General features: G+C 62.4%; 16 protein-coding genes. 15 read left to right on the top strand and 1 reads right to left on the bottom strand.

What is annotated here, in order from left to right; genetic code table 11:
- Nucleotides 1–2 precede the first annotated feature (2 nt).
- Genes A2J01_RS09110 through A2J01_RS09040 form a run of 15 tightly spaced genes read left to right on the top strand, consistent with a single transcriptional unit; the run spans nucleotide 3 to nucleotide 14,543 of the window.
- Nucleotides 3–194 (top strand): ferredoxin, encoded by a 192-nt coding sequence (locus A2J01_RS09110; protein WP_020907945.1) that lies wholly within the window; start codon nucleotides 3–5, stop codon nucleotides 192–194.
- A gap of 37 nt (nucleotides 195–231) precedes the next feature.
- Entirely contained in the window at nucleotides 232–783 is a 552-nt protein-coding gene (locus tag A2J01_RS09105; RefSeq protein ID WP_007728648.1) for a hypothetical protein, read from the top strand.
- A 5-nt stretch (nucleotides 784–788) separates the two neighbouring features.
- Nucleotides 789–2,036 (top strand): hypothetical protein, encoded by a 1,248-nt coding sequence (locus A2J01_RS09100; protein ID WP_082900828.1) that lies wholly within the window; start codon nucleotides 789–791, stop codon nucleotides 2,034–2,036.
- A 26-nt stretch (nucleotides 2,037–2,062) separates the two neighbouring features.
- Complete coding sequence (locus tag A2J01_RS09095) at nucleotides 2,063–3,700, top strand: acyl-CoA synthetase (RefSeq protein ID WP_064112557.1); 1,638 nt, start codon at nucleotides 2,063–2,065, stop codon at nucleotides 3,698–3,700.
- A 53-nt stretch (nucleotides 3,701–3,753) separates the two neighbouring features.
- Nucleotides 3,754–5,007, top strand: a complete 1,254-nt coding sequence (locus A2J01_RS09090) for a cytochrome P450 (RefSeq protein WP_064112556.1) — start codon at nucleotides 3,754–3,756, stop codon at nucleotides 5,005–5,007.
- Nucleotides 5,008–5,041: 34 nt separating this feature from the next.
- Entirely contained in the window at nucleotides 5,042–5,782 is a 741-nt protein-coding gene (locus A2J01_RS09085; protein WP_042923097.1) for an MlaE family ABC transporter permease, read from the top strand.
- The gene (locus tag A2J01_RS09080; protein ID WP_082900827.1) at nucleotides 5,779–6,651 is read left to right on the top strand and encodes an MlaE family ABC transporter permease; all 873 of its coding nucleotides are present in this window, start codon (nucleotides 5,779–5,781) and stop codon (nucleotides 6,649–6,651) included. The genes A2J01_RS09085 and A2J01_RS09080 overlap by 4 nt, the downstream gene beginning before the upstream one ends.
- Before the next feature lie 9 nt (nucleotides 6,652–6,660).
- Nucleotides 6,661–7,830: an MCE family protein gene (locus A2J01_RS09075; protein ID WP_064112555.1), complete on the top strand. Its 1,170-nt coding sequence runs from the start codon at nucleotides 6,661–6,663 to the stop codon at nucleotides 7,828–7,830.
- Nucleotides 7,827–8,849, top strand: coding sequence for an MCE family protein (locus A2J01_RS09070; protein ID WP_064112554.1), 1,023 nt, complete (start codon nucleotides 7,827–7,829; stop codon nucleotides 8,847–8,849). The genes A2J01_RS09075 and A2J01_RS09070 overlap by 4 nt, the downstream gene beginning before the upstream one ends.
- Nucleotides 8,846–9,868 carry an MCE family protein gene (locus A2J01_RS09065; protein ID WP_064112567.1) on the top strand — a complete coding sequence of 341 codons (1,023 nt, stop codon included), beginning with the start codon at nucleotides 8,846–8,848 and terminating at the stop codon, nucleotides 9,866–9,868. The genes A2J01_RS09070 and A2J01_RS09065 overlap by 4 nt, the downstream gene beginning before the upstream one ends.
- A complete protein-coding gene (locus A2J01_RS09060) occupies nucleotides 9,868–11,130 on the top strand; it encodes an MCE family protein (RefSeq protein ID WP_064112553.1) in 1,263 nt (420 codons plus the stop codon). Before A2J01_RS09065 ends, A2J01_RS09060 begins: the two co-directional genes overlap by 1 nt.
- A complete protein-coding gene (locus A2J01_RS09055) occupies nucleotides 11,127–12,260 on the top strand; it encodes an MCE family protein (RefSeq protein ID WP_197494187.1) in 1,134 nt (377 codons plus the stop codon). Before A2J01_RS09060 ends, A2J01_RS09055 begins: the two co-directional genes overlap by 4 nt.
- Nucleotides 12,257–13,576, top strand: coding sequence for an MCE family protein (locus A2J01_RS09050; protein WP_064112552.1), 1,320 nt, complete (start codon nucleotides 12,257–12,259; stop codon nucleotides 13,574–13,576). The genes A2J01_RS09055 and A2J01_RS09050 overlap by 4 nt, the downstream gene beginning before the upstream one ends.
- The gene (locus tag A2J01_RS09045) at nucleotides 13,543–14,079 is read left to right on the top strand and encodes a hypothetical protein (protein ID WP_231915745.1); all 537 of its coding nucleotides are present in this window, start codon (nucleotides 13,543–13,545) and stop codon (nucleotides 14,077–14,079) included. Before A2J01_RS09050 ends, A2J01_RS09045 begins: the two co-directional genes overlap by 34 nt.
- 5 nt (nucleotides 14,080–14,084) lie before the next feature.
- On the top strand, nucleotides 14,085–14,543 hold the full coding sequence (locus A2J01_RS09040) for a hypothetical protein (RefSeq protein ID WP_231915748.1): 459 nt from the start codon (nucleotides 14,085–14,087) through the stop codon (nucleotides 14,541–14,543).
- Here A2J01_RS09040 and A2J01_RS09035 read toward each other — a convergent pair.
- The gene (locus A2J01_RS09035; protein ID WP_064112550.1) at nucleotides 14,540–15,130 is read right to left on the bottom strand and encodes a TetR/AcrR family transcriptional regulator; all 591 of its coding nucleotides are present in this window, start codon (nucleotides 15,128–15,130) and stop codon (nucleotides 14,540–14,542) included. The two genes, A2J01_RS09040 and A2J01_RS09035, sit on opposite strands and share 4 nt — an antisense overlap.
- Nucleotides 15,131–15,251 lie beyond the last annotated feature (121 nt).

Here is a 15,251-nt window from a genome sequence, read left to right as displayed (position 1 = left end):
TCATGCACGTCGAAGTCGACCTCGACCTGTGCCAAGGCCATGCGGCGTGTGAGCTGGAGGCACCGGAGATCTTTGTCGTCCCGAAGCGGGGGAAGGTCAGTCTTCTGGACTCGGACCCACCCGAGTCGCTCCGCGGTGAAGCCGAGATGGCGGTCAGGTACTGCCCGACCGGCGCCCTGAGAATTGTCGATTGATTGCAGCGAATTCATGTGCTCGAGGGAGGAAGTTCAGATGACGGGTTTCGACCGCGCAGAGCTCGACGAGATGGTCCAACGCTGGATCGAGGCGAACAAAAAGGCCGAAGCCGCCGGCGATTGGAAACCGTTGGCGGACATGTATACCGAGGACGCCACGTACGGGTGGAACTACGGCCCCAAGCAGGATTTCATGGCGGTGGGGCGCGAGGAGATTCGCGAAGTCGCGCTCGGTCTCGAGATGAAGGGCCTCGAAGGCTGGGAGTATCCGTATCAAGACTTTGTGATCGACGACCGTAGCGGAAACGTGATCGGCTTGTGGAAGCAGATTTCCGATGCCAAGCGTGAGGACGGTAGCAACTACTCCGTCTACGGTATCGGTGGTAGTTGGTTCCGCTACGGCGGGGATTTCCAATGGTCGTGGCAGCGTGACTTCTTCGACTTCGGGAACGTGTCGGCACTGTTCATGGAGATGATCGGCAACAACGCTCTCTCGAAGGGGATGCAGGGCCGGATCCAGCGATCGATCTCGGGCGACCCGCTGCCGGGCTGGTATCCGGTGGGCACCGCGCCGGTTTCGCTGTGGTGAGTCCGATGTCGGTGCGCGATTCCTTCGAGGCACTCTCGCAGCGCGACCTTGCCGTGCTGGTGCCCGAGTTGCTCCTGTGCGGGCAGCTGATCGATCGCTCGGGCATGGCGCATCTGATCGTCGAATTCGGACGCGAGGGTATGGCACAGGTGGCCGTCGAGGAGTGGGAGTCGGCCAGCCCCTGGTACACCCGCCGCATGCAGAAGGCTCTCGGATACGAGGGCGACGACGTCGTGACGATCTTCAAAGGATTACAACTCGACATCGGCGCTCCTCCACAGTTCATGGACTTTCGATACCGGGTCGACGATCCGCTGCACGGTGAATTCTGGCTCGATCATTGCGGAGCACTCATGGACGTCGAGCCGTTGGGCGATGAGTTCGTGACCTCGATGTGTCACGACATCGAGGATCCGACTTTCGATGCAACGGCCATCGCGACCAACCCGCGCGCCCAGATCCGGCCGATTCACCGACCACCGCGCAGGCCCGCGGACCGACATCCGCACTGCGCCTGGACCGTTTCCATCGACCCGTCGCACGCGCCTCCCGTGATGACCGCGCACACCGAGCAGATCGGACGCACCGCCGCGGTGACGGTCGAGCTGAGCCCGATCGATCACGGTGGGGACGGTAGGGCGGACTACTCGGGTCCGTTGTTGTCCGACCTGAGGTTTTCCGACTTCTCGCGATCAGCCTTGGTTCGTATCGCAGAGGAGATCTGCGTGCAGCATCATCTGTTGGCGTTGGGCTTTCTGGCAGCGGTTCGCCGCCGTGCCGACGAAGACAAGGCTCGCGAGATCACGCGAAAGCAATTGACCGGAATCGCGGGAGTTGCGGCACAGCGTATTCGAGATGCGCTCGGGCTTCCTTCGACGCTGGAATCGTTGGCATTGGTCCTGTCCGTGCATCCCTTGCTGAATCCGAAGCAGTATGTGGAGAGCGAGGTCCGACAGGACGGCGGTGCTCTGGAGCTGCGGATCTCGCGAGAAGCTCTTGTCGACCGCGACGGCGGTTGGCCGACCTTGCTCGGCAGCGAGCACCTCGATCCCCTCCAAGCTTTGGTCCGCGGCGTGAATCCGCACTTCACCGTGAGAGTGGTGGCCGAAGATGCCGCGGGGCTTCTTCTGGCCGTCGACATCACCGAAGCTCCCGCTCCGGAATGCGTCGAAGTCGCCATCACGAAGGTCAGTACCGGCGCGGCATTCGTATTCGAAGATCGCGGAATCCCCTTGCCTCTCTTCGTCGTCTGACCGGCCGAACCCGAAGGACTCAACCTATGGCGTACACGTTTGCAGACCTGTTCGAGCACTCCGTCGATGTGATGCCCGATCGCCTCGCGCTGATCGTTTCCGGCGAGGAGGTGACATACCGTGAGCTCGACGAGCGCGCCAACCGATTGGCGCATTACTTCCAGTCCGTCGGGTTGGGTGTCGGTTCGCACATCGGTATTCAGCTGCACAACTCGATCGAGGCGATGGTTGCTGTCCTCGCGGCCTTCAAGATCCGCGGCGTTCCCATCACGGTGAACTACCGCTACACGAGCGACGAATTGGTTTACCTGTACGAGAACGCGGATCTCACGGCGTTGGTTTTCCATCGTGGTTTCGCTGAGCGGGTTGCCGAGGCGTTGGTGTCCGCGCCGCGGGTCAAGTACGTGATCGAGGTGGCGGACGAACTCGCTCTCGGGAACGAACCGTCGATTCCGGGGGCAGTGGCGTACGAGGATGCGCTCGGCAACCAATCCTCGCTTCGCACAGGTGAACATGCATTTCCCGAGCGTTCCGGCGATGACGTCTACGTTCTCTACACCGGCGGAACAACCGGACGACCGAAAGGCGTCGTCTGGCGGCAGGAAGACATCTGGCGCGTATTGGCCGGCGGTTACGACTTCTATTCGGGTGAGCCGATCGCCGACGAGTACCAGCAGTCGCGCGGTGGCGCCGCGGCAGCCGAACCGATGCGGTGGTGCATGCTTCCACCGCTGATCCACACCTCGGCACTGATGCCGACGTTCAACGCTCTGTTCTCCGGAAACACCGTCATCTTCGAACCGAAGTTCGATGCGGCACAGGTCTGGAAGGTCGTCGCCGAATATCGCCCGCAGGTCATGGTCATCACCGGCGACGCCATGGGCCGTCCACTGGTCGAAGCCCATCACGAATTGCAACCGGATGCGTCGAGCCTGGCTGTGCTCGCCTCCGGCGCTGCGCTCTTCTCCGGATCGGTCAAAGATGCGTTCTTCGACGTCTTTCCGAATCTGATGATCTCCGATTCGGTTGGATCGTCCGAAACAGGCTTCGGCGGAATCGGATTCGCAACCAAAGGGCTCGAGCAGCGTGGCGGACCCAAAGTGGGCGCCAACAGATTCACGGTCGTCGTCGACGACGACAACCGAGTGTTGGAGCCGGGCTCGGGCGCCGAAGGATGGCTGGCGAAACTCGGAAACGTTCCACTCGGCTACTACAACGATCCGGTGAAGTCGGCCGAGATATTCCGAGAGGTGAACGGCGCGCGGGCAGTGGTGACCGGAGACCGGGCGCGGATCGAGGACGACGGCTCGGTCACCCTCCTCGGACGGGGAAACATGGTGGTCAACACCGGCGGCGAGAAGGTCTTCGTGGAAGAAGTCGAAGCCGTGGTGAAGGCCCATCCCGACATCTACGACGCGACAGTGATCGGTGTTCCGGACGCGCGGTGGGGCAATCGGGTGGCGGCAGTGCTTCGCATCCGCGACGGTGTGGAACCGGATTTCGAATCCATCGAGAAGCACGCCCGCAGTCACCTCGCCGGCTACAAGATTCCGCGTTCCTTCTGGATCGCCGACGAGGTCGTTCGAGCGCCGAGCGGCAAGCCGGACTACCGCTGGGCCAAGGAGTTCTCACAGAACAGCGACCCGGTCCACCGGATCGACTAGCGCTCACACACAACACCCGGCACCCGGCACCCATCCGTAAAGGAGCATCTGCAATGCCTGAGATCGACCTTCCCGACGGGTTCGACGTGACCGACCCACATCTGTACGGCGAGCGCGTCCCGCTTGCCGAGTTCGCCGAACTACGACGATGCGCTCCGGTCTGGTGGAACGCCCAGGAACCGGGTACCGGCGGATTTCACGACGGTGGTTGTTGGGTTGTCTCCCGCCACGCAGACGTCCGCGACGTCTCGTTGCGCAGCGAGGAGTTCTCGAGCAACGTCAACGGCTGCATTCCGCGGCATGAAGACAACATCTCGGCGGAGGAGTTGGAGGCGACGAAACACGTCCTCATCAACAAGGACGCCCCTGAGCACACACAGCTGCGCAAGTTAGTGGCGCGCTTGTTCACTCCGCGGTCGGTGGAAGCGATGCGGGCCGGGCTGGAAGCGCGGGCAGAAGACATAGCGTTGGCTGCCGTGGCGGAAGGTAGCGGTGATTTTGTCAGCCAGGTCGCCAGCGAGTTACCCATGCAGGCGATCTCGGAGCTGATCGGTGTACCGCAGGACGGGCGCCGTCAGCTGTACGAATGGTCGAATCAGATGACGGGATACGACGACGAGTCGCTCGCCGGCGAGTCTCGGATGGCGTCGGCGCAGATATTGGGCTACGCCTATCAACGGGCCGAGGCGAGACGGGAGGAACCGCTCGACGACATCATCTCGCGCTTGGTGCATGCCGACATCGACGGACAGAAACTCACCTCGGAACAGTTCGGTTTCTTCGTCATCATGTTGGCTGTCGCAGGCAACGAAACGACGCGCAACGCAACGACACTCGGCATGATGGCATTTCTCGAGCATCCGGATCAGTGGGAACTGTACAAGCGTGAGCGTCCGCGCACCGCCGCGGACGAGATCATCCGCTGGGCTTCGCCACTGACGTCGATGCAACGAACAGCAGTGGTGGACACACAGATTGCCGGCACTGCGATTGCGAAGGGGCAGCGCGTCGTACTGCTCTACGGCTCGGCGAACTTCGACGAAACCGTCTTCGGGAACCCCGACGTCTTCGACATCACCCGAGACCCGAACCCGCACCTCGCGTTCGGAGGAACCGGGCCGCACTACTGTGTCGGCGCCAACCTGGCCAGAATGGAGGTCGATCTGATCTTCGGCAAGATCGCCGATCACATGCCCGACATCAGCAAGCTCGGCGATCCGAGCAGGCTCTCGTCCGGTTGGCTCAACGGGATCAAGGAATTCAAGGTGGACTACGGCAACTCCACGTCATGTCCTTCGGGGCATTGACGTGTACAGCGGAAGAGTTGCACTTGCGGGCCCGATGCGCGAACTCGGCCAGTTCTACCGGATGGGCGCCGATGTCGCAGTGGGCTTGTTCCGCAACCGCTTTCAGGTGCAGGAGTTTCTCGAGCAGAGTTGGATGATCGCCCGGGTGTCGATCGTGCCGACCGTATTGGTGGCCGTGCCGTTCACGGTCCTGGTGAGTTTCACGCTCAACATCCTGCTCCGTGAGATCGGTGCCGCCGACCTCAGCGGCGCCGGGGCCGCGCTCGGCGCCGTGACTCAGGTCGGTCCGGTGGTGACGGTGCTGATCGTGGCAGGTGCGGGCGCGACTGCCATCGCCGCCGATCTGGGATCGAGAACGATTCGTGAAGAGATCGACGCCATGGAGGTGCTCGGGATCGATCCGATCACTCGGCTGGTGATTCCTCGGGTGGTCGCGTCGACCGTGGTGGCTTTGCTGCTCAACGGACTCGTCTGCGTCATCGGCATCGCCGGCGGTTACGCCTTCTCGGTGTTTCTCCAGGGCGTGAACCCTGGCGCCTTCGTCGAGGGAATCACGTTGTTGACCGGCCTGCCCGAGGTGGCGTTGTCGATGGTCAAAGCTGCACTGTTCGGGATGCTGGCGGGATTGGTGGCCTGCTATCGCGGACTGTCGGTACGGGGTGGGCCGAAAGGCGTGGGGGAGGCCGTCAACGAAACGGTGGTGTACGCATTCATGGCGTTGTTCGTCGTCAACACCATCGTCACCGCGGTCGGCATCCGATTGACGGCGGGGTGATCGAGGTGACGCTGTCGGATTCGCTGGCACAAATCGGCAAGTTCGGACGCACGCGGGCGCGGGTGGCTCGAACGTCACGCTCGATCGACGATGTCGGGCGACAAGCTGCCTTCTTCGCGCGCGCCATCGCTCACATCCCGTGGGCAATTCGCAAACACCCTAAGGAAGTGTTGAGACTGGTAGCCGAGATCAGCATGGGCACCGGAGCTTTGGCAGTGATCGGCGGCACGGTTGCGGTCGTGGGATTTCTGACTCTCGCCTCGGGCGGCACCATAGCGATCCAAGGTTTCAGCTCACTGGGAAATATCGGAGTCGAAGCGCTCACCGGATTCTTCTCCGCCTTCATCAACGTTCGTATCGCCGCGCCGGTCATCGCGGGAATCGGCCTGTCGGCCACGATCGGAGCAGGTTCGACCGCGCAGATCGGTGCCATGCGCATCAGTGAGGAAATCGACGCCCTCGAATCGATGGCGATCAGTTCGGTCCCGTACGTCGTCAGCACCCGCGTCACCGCAGGGATGATCGCGATCTTGCCGCTGTACTCATTGGCGCTCGTAGGATCTTTTCTGGCCGGAAGGTTCACCACGGTCGTGCTGTTCGGTCAGTCGTCCGGCCTCTACGACCACTACTTCACGACGTTCCTCGATCCGGTCGACGTCGCGTGGTCCTTCGTTCAAGTGCTCGTGATGGCACTGCTGGTGATGCTGATCCACACGTACTACGGATACAACGCGTCCGGGGGACCGTCGGGCGTGGGAACTGCAGTGGGCCGCGGGGTTCGGCTCTCGCTGATCTGCGTCGTGGCGGTGACCCTGCTCGTCTCACTCGCACTCTACGGCGGTTCCGGCAACTTCAATCTGTCCGGTTAGGGGGACTGCGTGCACAGATACGGCTACAAGTTGGCTGCTCTGGGCTTGGCTGCGGCGATCGTCGGGGTCATCGCCTTGTCGGTCGCGTCTTTCAACCAGACGTTTGTCGCTCGCGTCCCGATCACGGTGATCGCGGAGCGCGCGGGACTCGTGATGGATCCCGGCGCACGGGTGAAGATGGCCGGGGTGACCGTGGGCTCGGTGGAGTCCATCACGCCGACTGACGACGCCACCGCACAACTGTCGTTGTCGATCGATCCCGAAGCGCTCGAATCGATTCCGTCAAACGTGAATGTGGCGATCACGTCGAACACGGCCTTCGGCGCGAAGTTCGTCAGCCTGTCCTCGCCGGAGCAGCCGAGCAGCGCGCGACTTGCCGCCGGAGCGACGATCGACGCATCCCGGGTGACCGTCGAGCTGAACACGGTGTTCGAGAAACTCACCACCGTGCTCCGGACGGTGGACCCGGGCAAACTCGATTCGACATTGGGTGCCCTCTCGACTGCTCTGCAAGGACGCGGCGAACGGCTCGGGGTCGCACTCGAACAAGCAGATTCCTCCTTGCTCGAATTCAACACTGCACGTGAGGCTCTCGATCATGTGTTGACGGATTTACCAGCCGTCACACAGACCTACCGCGACGCTGTTCTCGACTTGATGGACACCCTCGACTCGCTCACGACGACGGGAACCACTGTTCTCGACGAGCAGCAGAATCTTGATCTCCTCTTGCTCAACGTGATCGGGGTCGCCCGCACCGGAGAAGATGTACTGGGAGCCAACGCCGCCGGTATCGACACCGTTCTGTCGTTACTGCGGCCGACCACCGCACTGCTCGAGGAATACTCCCCGGTGATTCCCTGCATGTTCCACGGACTGCAGGAGAGCAAGAAGATCGGAGACGGCGCCTACAACGGACAACCAGGAATCAAGATGTCGATCGGTCTGATCGCCGGAACCGAACCGTACCGATATCCCGACGACCTCCCGAAGGTCGCGGCAACCGGTGGCCCGCAGTGTATGGGCCTTCCACTGCGCGACCCGAACGTCAATGCGCCTTACCTGGTGACCGACACCGGGGTGAATCCGTTTGCGCCCGAGCGTCAGCCGAACGGTGGGCAACCGATGAACACGGTCCCGGATCTGATGAGCTACCTGTTCGGGACGGAGATCCGATGAAAGTTCGTGGGTACACCGTCAAGTTCGGAATTTTTGTTCTGGTGATGATCCTCGTCAACGCCGGGCTGATCCTCGTGTTCGGCCAGATGCGAGGTGGCGACGCGAGGTCGTACTCGGCGGAGTTCGTCAACGCCTCCGGGCTCAGAGCCGGCGACAAGGTGCGCATCGCCGGTGTGCCGGTCGGTTCTGTCGGCTCCGTCGAATTCGGTGGGAATCACCGTGCCCACGTGAGTTTCAGTGTGGATACGGGTGACACCGTGACCGTATCGACCAGAGCCGCTGTTCGATATCAGGATCTGGTGGGTAATCGATACCTCGAACTGCTCGACGATCCGGGGATCGCGGAACCGCAACCGGAGGGCGAGAGCATCCCCGTCGATCGCACCGCACCGGCACTCGACCTCGATGCGCTACTCGGTGGTTTCAAGCCGCTGTTTCAAGCCCTGGACCCGGAGCAGGTCAACGCGTTGTCGATGTCCTTGCTCGAGGTGTTTCAAGGCCAGTCCGGAACTGTGGCATCGGTGCTGGCGCACACCGGATCGATTACGAACACTCTCGCAGACCGCGACCAACTGATCGGTCGAGTGATCGGCAACCTCGACGGTGTGCTCAGCGAATTGCGCAGCCGCGGTGGTCAGTTCAGTGACACTCTCGATCACCTACAACAGCTGGTCAGCGGGCTCGCGGCTGACCGGGAGATGATCGGGACTGCCGTCGAGAGTGTGAACACCGCATCAGGCGCCTTCGCCGATCTCCTCGCCGGAGTTCGCCCGGACATCGCGGGAAACCTGTCGAAGCTGGACGCAAGCCTGAATCCGCTGATCGAGCAACAAAGTGAGCTCGATCGGATTCTCGCGTCCATGCCCTCGAACTACAAGCAGCTGATCCGAGTCGGCTCGTACGGGTCGTTCTTCAACTTCTATCTGTGCGGAATCGCACTGAAGGTCGACGGTGCCGACGGTACGCCGCTCACTGTCGACCTGGTGGATCAGACGACCGGAAGGTGCGCACCACGATGAGAGAGATGGCACAGAGCCAGGCCGTACGCGTGGGGGTCGTGGGATTGGTCGTCACGGCCGCCGTCGTATTGGCATCGCTCCAGTATCAGAATCTGCACTTCCTGAAATCGGGTGTCGGGTACAGCGCGGTGTTCGCCGACGCCAGCGGTCTCGCGCCGGGAGACGAAGTCAACGCCGCCGGAGTGAAGATCGGAACGGTGAACCGGATCGAGGTCGAGCACGGACTCGCCCGCGTGGACTTCACACTCGACGGCTCGATCGGTTTGGGAGAAAGCACATCGGCGGCCGTCACCACTCTGTCGTTGCTCGGCAAGCGAGCGGTATCACTCGATCTGGACGGTCCGGGAAGGATCGCGGTCGGCGGGGAGATCCCGGTCGAGCGAACAAGATCGGCGTACTCGCTGCCCGACGTACTCGGTGACCTCACCACGACGGTCGAGGACATCGATCTCGACCAACTCTCCGAATCGCTCGACGCAGTGGGACAGGTGATGTCCGACAGTGCGCCGAACCTGAGGCCGGCACTGGACGGTGTCGCACGGATCTCCGACAGCGTCAATAGACGCGACGACATGTTGCGCACCTTGCTGTCCGATGCAAACGACGTCGCCGGGACGCTGGCCGAGCGTGGACCACAGGTCAACGCGCTACTCGTCGACGGCAACGCCTTGTTGGGAGAACTGGATCGGCGACAGGCGGCGCTGGGGGAAGTGATCACGAACATCTCGGCGTTGTCGACCCAGCTGAGCGGACTCGTCCACGACAACGAGGCGCAATTGCAGCCGGTCCTCGGCAAACTCGACACGGTTGTCGGCATTCTGCAGAACAACAAGGACAACCTTTCTCAGGGAATCGACGGTCTCGGTACGTACGTGGGCACGCTCGGTGACACCGTGGCCAGCGGCCCCTTCTACTACGCCTACGTCCAGAACCTGGTGCCGGCGCAATACACCCAACCGTTGATCAACGCGATGTTCGGGCTACCACCTGCGCCGCTACCGATTCCGGAGGTTCGATGATGGGTGCCTTACGAGTTCGCAAACCGGTGAACTGGCGTCGAATCGCCGTCGTTGGTGGAAGCGTCATCGGTGCGGCGATCGTCGTCGTGTCGGGATACCTTGCGGTGCAACATCTGCGCTACTACAACGTGACGGCCTACTTCACCTCGACGACCGGTCTGTATGTCGGTGACGACGTTCGTGTCGTGGGAGTCGACGTCGGCCGCGTCACCGCGATCGCCCCACAGGGAGATCGAATGCGCGTCGAACTGAAATTGGCGCGCGAGGTTCCCGTCGCCGAGGACGCGAAAGCGGTGATCGTTGCCCAGTCGCTGGTCTCGGCCCGCTTCGTGCAGTTGACGCCGGCGGTGACGGACGGCGCCGACGCACTGAATGACGGTGCGGAGATCCCACTCGACAGAACGGCCGTCCCGGTCGAGTGGGACCAGATCAAGGAACAGCTGGGCCGGGCTGCCGATGCTTTGGGTCCCGTCGGGGACGATCGCGGTCCCGCCGCCAACTTCCTCGACGGTGCCGGATCCGCACTGGCCGGCAACGGGGAAGCGCTGGGGCGCTCGGTGACCGAACTCTCGGAGGCTATGAGCACACTCGACGAAGGCGGAGCCGATCTGTTCGGCACCATCCGCGGCCTGCAGACCTTCACGACCGCACTCGCCGCAAGCGACGAACAGATCGTTCAGTTCCAAGGACGACTGGCAAATGTCTCGAGTGTGCTCGCCGAGAGCCGGACGCAATTGGCTCCGGCTCTCGCCGATCTGGACGCCGCCGTCGTCGACGTACAGCGGTTCGTCGAACAGAACCGAACCGGCTTGACGGAGCAGATCGGGAAGTTGGCCGACGTGTCCCAGGTACTGGTCGACAAGCGCGCAGGTCTCGAGAAGGTACTGCATCTGGCTCCGACAGCGTTGTCGAACTACTACAACGTCTACCGGCCGGCCCAAGGAGCGATGGTGGGTGTGCCCGCATTCCAGAACGTCGGCAACCCGATCGACTTGATCTGCGGCGGAATCGCCGGCCTGGCAAACGACACCTCGAAGAAGGGCGCGGATTTGTGCATCGAATACCTCGGCCCGTTGCTCAACACGATCAAGGCCAACTACCCGGACCTGAGCATCAATCCGACCCGGGCGCTCGGCGCTCTTCAGGACCAACTGGTGTACAGCGAGCCTGATCTGGAACCGACTGGCGCCTTGGGCTTTCCGACGGTACCGGTTGCGTCGAGTCTGACCGGACTGATCATGCCGTCGACAGGATCACGATGACTGCCCGCTGGTGGGGAACAGTGTGTGTGGCGGCGAGCGCCGTGCTCGTTCTGACGGGTTGTCAATGGAGCGGGCTGAATTCGGTGTCGCTGCCAGGCGCGGCCGGCCGCGGTGAGGGAAATTTCTCGGTCGTGATCGAGATGCCCGACGTCACGTCGATCAGTCCGAACTCTCCGGTCATGGTCAACGACGTGACAGTCGGGAGTATCAGTGCGATCGAGACCGACAACTGGCACGCACGAGTGACGGTTGCGCTCGACGGCTCGGTGTCGCTGCCCGCCAACGCGACTGCCAAGATCGGCCAAACCAGTCTGCTCGGATCCAAACACGTCGCGCTCGCGCCGCCCACCGAGGTAGCACCGGAAGGGAGGTTGTCGGAGGGATCCGTGATTCCCCTTGCATCGGCCAGTGTCTATCCCACCACCGAGGAAGCGTTGACCGCACTGTCATTGGTCCTCAACGGCGGCGGGCTCGCTCAGATTCACAACATCACCACGGAGCTGAACACGGCGCTCGGCGGACGGACCGACGCGGCTCGCGACCTGCTGAGCCAGATGGATACCGTGACCGAAACACTCGACCGTCAACGCGAGGCGATAGTCACGACCATGGAGAATCTCGACGTGTTCGCCGGCGAGATCACGGCTCAGCGAGACGTTCTCGGTGAGGCGTTGGAGACCCTTGATCCAGCCTTGGCGGAACTCAGCGCCCAACGCGTCGACCTGACCACCGCCCTCGATGCGGTCGGCAGGTTCGGGGACGTCGGGACCGATCTGGTCGACCGGACCCGCGACGATTTGAAAGCCAATTTGAGCGCCTTGGAATCGACGCTGCAGAAGGTGGTCGAAACAGGACCGGACCTGATCAACAATTTGGGCAACCTGAGTACCTTCCCCTTCCCCCAGACGACCATCGACGACGGAATGCGCGGCGATTACACCAATTTGTGGGCGCTGATCGACCTCACGAGTAATCGCCTCCAGTCAGGTCTCGGCTTCGGTACGCCGTTCGGGGCGCCGCAAACCCCCGTGGAGAACGGAGTACTGGTCGATCCCTTGACCGCCCCACTCGGCACAGGGCAGCCCGGCCCACCTGGCACAGCGCAACCCGCCCAGGGAGGTGGACGATGATTCTCACGAAGTTGGTGCGAAGGCAATTGACGATCTTCGCGATCCTGGCGGTGATAGGCATGAGCGCAGCGGCTATCTCGTACCTGAGAGTTCCGACCATGCTCGGCATCGGGCGCTACTCGGTGACAGTCGAACTGCCCGACGCCGGCGGCCTGTATCGGAACGCGAACGTGACCTATCGCGGCGACACCATCGGTCAGGTCAGGTCGGTGCGTCTGTCTCCGGGAGTTGTACGCGCCGAATTATCTTTGGAGAGTGCGGTTCCCGTTCCCTCCAGCGGGCTCACAGTAGCGGTGCGAAGCGTGTCGGCAATCGGCGAGCAATACGTCGACATGCAACCGAGCACCGCGGACGGACCCTTTCTGACCGACGGAGACGTGATCGGCCCCGACGCTGTCACGATCCCGACCGAGATCGGACCGGTCCTCGATCAGGCGCAGGCGATGCTCGCATCCGTACCGCAGGACAAGTTGCGATCGGTGATCGACGAGTCCGCGGCAGCTTTCGGAGGCAGGGGAGAGGATCTGGCTCGTCTGCTGGATTCGACCACCTCGTTCGTCGATCAGATGTCTGCTGCCACAACGCCGGCTACGACGCTCATACAGAAGTTGGATCCGCTCCTGCAGACACAGGTGGTGACGGGCGATCAGATTCGCCAGTGGGCGGCCAGTGTCGCTCAACTCAGTGGACAGTTGGAGGTCGCCGACGGGTCCGTGCGCAATATCCTCGAGACCGGACCGGGCCTTGCGACCGAGGCCGACTTGCTGTTTCAAGGCCTCAAACCCACTTTGCCTGTGCTGCTTGCCAATTTCACCAGCACCGCTCAGGTGGCTTTGACGTACAACGCCGGGTTGGAGCAGGTGCTCGTCATCTTGCCGCCACTGGTCGCGGCACAGGAAACCGTCGTACAACGCGGGCAGGTGGACGGCGCCGCGAACGTCAACTTCCATCTCCAAGCGCAGGACCCTGCGGCGTGCTCGACCGGTTACCTTCCTGCCGATCAGCGACGGGACCCGACCCAGACGAGTGTGCCGGACACCCCGGCTGATCTGTACTGCAAAGTGCCACAGAACTCGGTCTTCGCCGTTCGTGGATCCCGGAACATTCCCTGCATGGAGGTACTGGGCAAACGAGCACCGAGCCCGGAGATCTGTCGGAGCCCCGAAGCGTACGTGCCGTCGGGGACCAATGCGCCCGGCGAGTTGTACACCGGGCCTGACGGAGTCGACTATCAACACACGGAGTTGGCTCCGGCTGACTCCGGTCCGGGGGAGGGTGAGCCGTGGCAACAGTTGCTGACGCCGACGAATCGCTGAGAGGTGAGGTGCTGGATCCGGTCGGAGGGAAGCGCGGTGTACTTACTGCCCTGGTCTGGATTGCACTCGCGGCTCTGAGCGTCGTTGTGGTCTTCGGTGCTCTGGCAGTTCGATCGGACCGCGCGCGAGAGTCCCAGCGTCAAGGGTTCGTCGACGGTGCTGTCGCAGGAACCCTTGCTCTGATCGACGTTCACTCTGCCACGCTCGACGAGGATCTCGCGGAGCTGAAGTCGCTGACTACGGGAACTTTTGCAGACGAACTGAAGTCCGGTGAATCTGCGTTCGTCGCATCGATCCGTGATTTCGCCGTCGATTCCGACGGTCGTGTCGACACCGCAGCCCTGGCATCGGAATCCGGAACCTCGGGGGTGGTACTGATCGCGGCATCGGCTCAGGTCGCCAATTCAGCGGGAGAGTCTTCGGCGCGAACCTACCGTCTGCGCGTCGGTGTCGAGGACGTCGACGGGCGGGTACTGATGTCGAGTGTGGAGTTCGTGCCGTGAAGCGCATGGTCATAGCGCTTGCAGCGTTGGTCTTGATGGGAGTCGGCGGCACTGCGATCTGGAGTCACCACCGTTCGGCAGCCGCCGAAACCGCACGTGCCGAGGTGATCGGTGTGGCGCCGATGCTCGTCGAGAATCTCTTGAGCTACAACAGCGACACGGTGGACGAGGATCTTGCACATGCTGCCGAGGGCGCAAGTGGAACATTTCAGGACCGCTTCGCTGAATTCGGATCGAAAACCGTTGCACCCCAGTCGAAGGAGCAAGGAATCAGCACGAAGGCGCGAGTAGTCGATGTCGGAGTGCTCTCCGCTGCTGCAGACCGAGCGGAATTGCTCCTGTTTGTCGATCAGATCACGACGAGTATCGCGCGGCCGGCACCAGCGTCGACGTCGAGCCGAGTCGAGGTGACACTCGATCGAGTCGACGGCACATGGCTGGTGAGTGCCATGACCCCCATCTAGTGAAGGTTGTCGCGGCCCGCCATGATCAGCCTGGCAGTGACTTCGAGCCGGTCTGCGATCTGCGAATAGGACTCGTAACCCATGCCGGCTCGGACAAGCGCTCCGGACCAGGAGATTTCGAGTGCTTCGAGTACGTCGGGATCGTATGACGGCCCCAGCGCCTCGATGAGCCGCTCGCGGATGTTCTTGCCGATACGTCCCCGAAGGTGTTCGACGTCGGGATCGTTGCCCATCATCGCCGTGGTCACGGCCGCGGCCAGCTCCGGTTCGTCGGAAACGAGGAGTGCGACGCTTCGAAGGACCGAGCAGACCTGCGCTTCTCGTTCCGTCTCGGGGGAGGGCTCGTGCGGTACCGCGTCGAGTCGGCGCCAGAACAGTTCTGCCACAAGGTGACTCTTGGACGAGAAATAGGTGTACGCCGTAGCCGCGGCGACACCGGCTTCCGCTGCCACCATCCGCACGGTCAGATCCGCAAACCCTTTGTCGCGCAGGACCGTGATCGCTGCCGCGGTCAATCGATCGACGGTTTCGGCTTGCTGCTGTGTGAGCCGTCGACGAGTGGACTCGAACTTGGTCTTACCAGACATGTGTCCAGACACTACGGGATCGGACCCGTGCGAGCAAAGTGTGCGCTATCGCTGCTCGTTCTCGTTCTCGCTCCCGCTCGGCGTCATGTCTCGCTCCCGCTCGGTGGGACAGAATTTCGAA

This window comes from Rhodococcus sp. EPR-134 (genome assembly GCF_001647205.1).
Classification (GTDB): Bacteria; Actinomycetota; Actinomycetes; order Mycobacteriales; family Mycobacteriaceae; genus Rhodococcus_F; species Rhodococcus_F qingshengii.
The sequence above is the reverse complement of the archived record's forward strand: the minus strand, read 5'-3'. Positions and strand labels throughout refer to the sequence as shown.